The organism is Sphingorhabdus sp., assembly GCF_041737645.1.
Taxonomy (GTDB): domain Bacteria; phylum Pseudomonadota; class Alphaproteobacteria; order Sphingomonadales; family Sphingomonadaceae; genus Sphingorhabdus_B.
The window spans coordinates 1-2,893 of sequence record NZ_JBGSRI010000002.1 but is presented as its reverse complement, the minus strand read 5'-3'; the positions used below and the strand labels follow the sequence as shown (position 1 = coordinate 2,893).

Annotated in this window: 2 protein-coding genes; both read right to left on the bottom strand. The window is 56.0% G+C overall.

The annotated features are described in order from the left end of the window. Positions 1–1,113, bottom strand: a 1,113-nt coding sequence (locus ACEW72_RS00020) for a type IIL restriction-modification enzyme MmeI (RefSeq protein ID WP_373474323.1), incomplete at its 3' end; no start/stop codon positions are given. A 339-nt stretch (positions 1,114–1,452) separates the two neighbouring features. Then, entirely contained in the window at positions 1,453–2,748 is a 1,296-nt protein-coding gene (locus ACEW72_RS00015; RefSeq protein ID WP_373474322.1) for a tyrosine-type recombinase/integrase, read from the bottom strand. Between the last annotated feature and the right edge of the window lie 145 nt (positions 2,749–2,893).

The window sequence follows — 2,893 nt, the reverse complement described above, 5'->3', positions numbered from 1 at the left end:
GATCACAAGGAAATTGCCGCTGCCGCAAGCCGGATCGAAAACGCGGATTTTGGCCATGCGGTTGCGGAGATTCAGTAGCTTGCGCCCATTGTCGTCCGCTTCCTCCAACTGCGCGCGCAGATTATCGAGGAACAGCGGATTAAGAACTTTCAGGATGTTCGGGACACTGGTGTAGTGCATCCCAAGCGCGCCGCGCTCCTCATCATCGGCCACGGCCTGAATCATGCTGCCGAAAATGTCGGGGTTGATCTTTTTCCAATCGAGGCTGCCGATGTTGATGAGGTAGGATCGGGCGATCTTGCTGAAACGCGGAACCTCGGTGCTGCCCGAAAACAGCCCGCCATTCACATAGGGGAACCTGTTTGCCCACAAACGTATTCCCGCCGCTTCCCGATAGCGATTTTCGGGCTTACCTTCGTGCCGCGTCGGCGTGTTCATCGCCAAGAATATGTGGCTGATGACCTCGTGCGTGTTGGAGCTGTCCGCTTCGGACATTTTCTGCACTTCTGCCGTAAACAGGCCGGTGCCGTTGAAGATGTCGGTGTCCTCGGCGAAAAAGCAGAAGATCAGCCTCGCCATGAAATGGTTCATGTCGGGGCGGCGCTCGGCGGTCGCCCATTCGGCATTGTCTTTCAGCAGCTCGACATAGAGCTTGTTGAGCCGTCCCGTGGCCCGAATGTCGAATGAGCTTTCGCGGATTTGCTTGACCGTGGTGATGCCTGCCAGCGGCAGGAAGAACCCGAAATGATCGGGAAACTTGGCAAACTCACACGCGATGGGCGGATCGTCGCTGGTGACGTCTTCGGCCTGTAGCGTTTCGCCGTCCGTAGCGAGGATGAACTTGGCTTTGGCTGACGCCGTTTTCGGGCTATCGCGCAACGCCTTCAACGTCGCATCGACCTCACCCGCCGAGCATGTTGCCAAGTGAATGTTGCTGCGCTGAAGAATGCCGCCAGTGACATCGGAGGCATTGGAGCCACCGGCAGCGCGAAGGCGCTTTATCGTGGTCTCCTTGTTCCCAAAGGCGGCTAAAAATTGATAAGCAAATTCGGCCCGATCAAAGGGCTGACTTGCGAGTTCCGATACTGCTTCTTCGATTTCTACGGCATTCATTCTAAACTATTTTCCTGCACCTCTTACGATGCTTCTGATCGGTGTGTTCCGGGTGACGCACGGTTGCGGCCAGAGATTGTTTCGGGGTAGCGGACGACGAGGAGATTGTCACCGAGTTCCGAACTTACCGCCCCAGAGTGCCAGCGGCACGGCGGCTCGAAGACGCGGGGTTGGGGGCTGCTTGAGGCTCGGCGCATCCTTAATCCCATCCCCGCTTGGCAACATTGCCAATCGAGTAGCACCAGCGGTGCATTGCCAATGTCGCAAAGGTGGGTTGAAGGCACAAGCACGGGTCGGCGCTTCCGGGCCGGTCGCTTCATTTCCGAACCCATGCTCGCGCTAGCGTTTGGAGCGTGGCGGCTTCATTTGCTCTTTCGCCTTGATCGACTGCGTGGCCCTTGCCGTGGCTTCCTGCTTGTCAATTTCAGCGTTCATTTCGGTGTGCATGGCATCCCATCCGCCAATGCCCATCAACACGCGGTCGGCATGTTTGATGGTGTTTACATGGCCATAATGCTGCTCGATCATCTTGACCGACGTGCCCATTTGTTGGGCGAGGATATAGACATCGACGCCTGCGGAGAGCCTGAACGTCGCGTAGGTGTGGCGGAAGCAATAGGTGGTGCGGGGGATGCCGCTCGGACCGTCGCGCAAATTCGCGTATTTCAGCAACTCCTCGACGGTATCGCGGTAAAGCCAGACTGCGGGCTTGCCGTTGATGATCGTGAAAACTGCATCATCGGGCTTGGTGGCTTTGGACTGAGCGCGGACACGATCAAGATAGTCGCCGACACTTTTGGGCGCGATCAGATTGCGTTCTTTGCCCTTGCCCTGGACATAAATCACCAGAATGTCAGTGCCGTCTTTGTCCTTGGCTTTGGTGATGTCGCGCCACCGCAAGTTCTTCGCCTCGGGCGGTCGCATCCCTGTGTTGCACATGACGAGGATGAAATTGTAGCAATTCTGGCGATACCAGATGCCCTGCGGGGTCGTGGCTTCCTTCATCCATTTGCGGCCCACACTATGCAGCTTGCGATATTCCTCCAGCGTGAATTCGTCGCGCCGAGCGGATTTGAGTTTCGGCATCCCCTCGAACCGCAGATGGGCAGGCACATAGCGTTTACTGATCGCAAAGCTCATGATGGCGGCAAAGATGCTCATTTCGATGCGAATAGTGGAATCGCTGATCTTGCCGTTGCGCCGTCCAACGCCATTCTCGCGCCGCCATAACGGATACTCCGACCAGCGATCCTGACTGACAAGATGAATCTGGCTCGTGCCAACATAGGCGGCAAGTGGCCCATTGACCTTGTTTTTGACGTTCATCGCGCGGGCTTGGCTGACCTCGCCCGCATTCGCGCGCCGCTGCTGCATATTCGCATATTCCTCGGCCACATGCGAAAAAGACCGATTGAACACGGGAAGCTCATGCTTCACCATTATGCGGATATTGGCATAGTGCTCCAGCGCCTCGTCGAGCGCGGTATGCCGATCTGATGTTTTGAGCGAAATCGTCTTATAGCGATCCTCGTTCTGAATCCTGATGCGGCAGTAGTATCGGTCATGCCCGACATCGCCGCGCCGGAAGATGATAAGGCCTGCCTTGACCTGCTCCTTGTCGGTGATGAATTTCATTTCCCTTGCCTCACTGTGCAGAATCTGTGCAGATTGCGGCCCTAAGTCGTTGAATCGCCGTAGCTGTGTAGGTTCTGTGTGGGCAATAGTAGCAAAAAATGTTGTTTATTTCTAGGTATTTGTTATGATCCCTTCACCCGCTCCA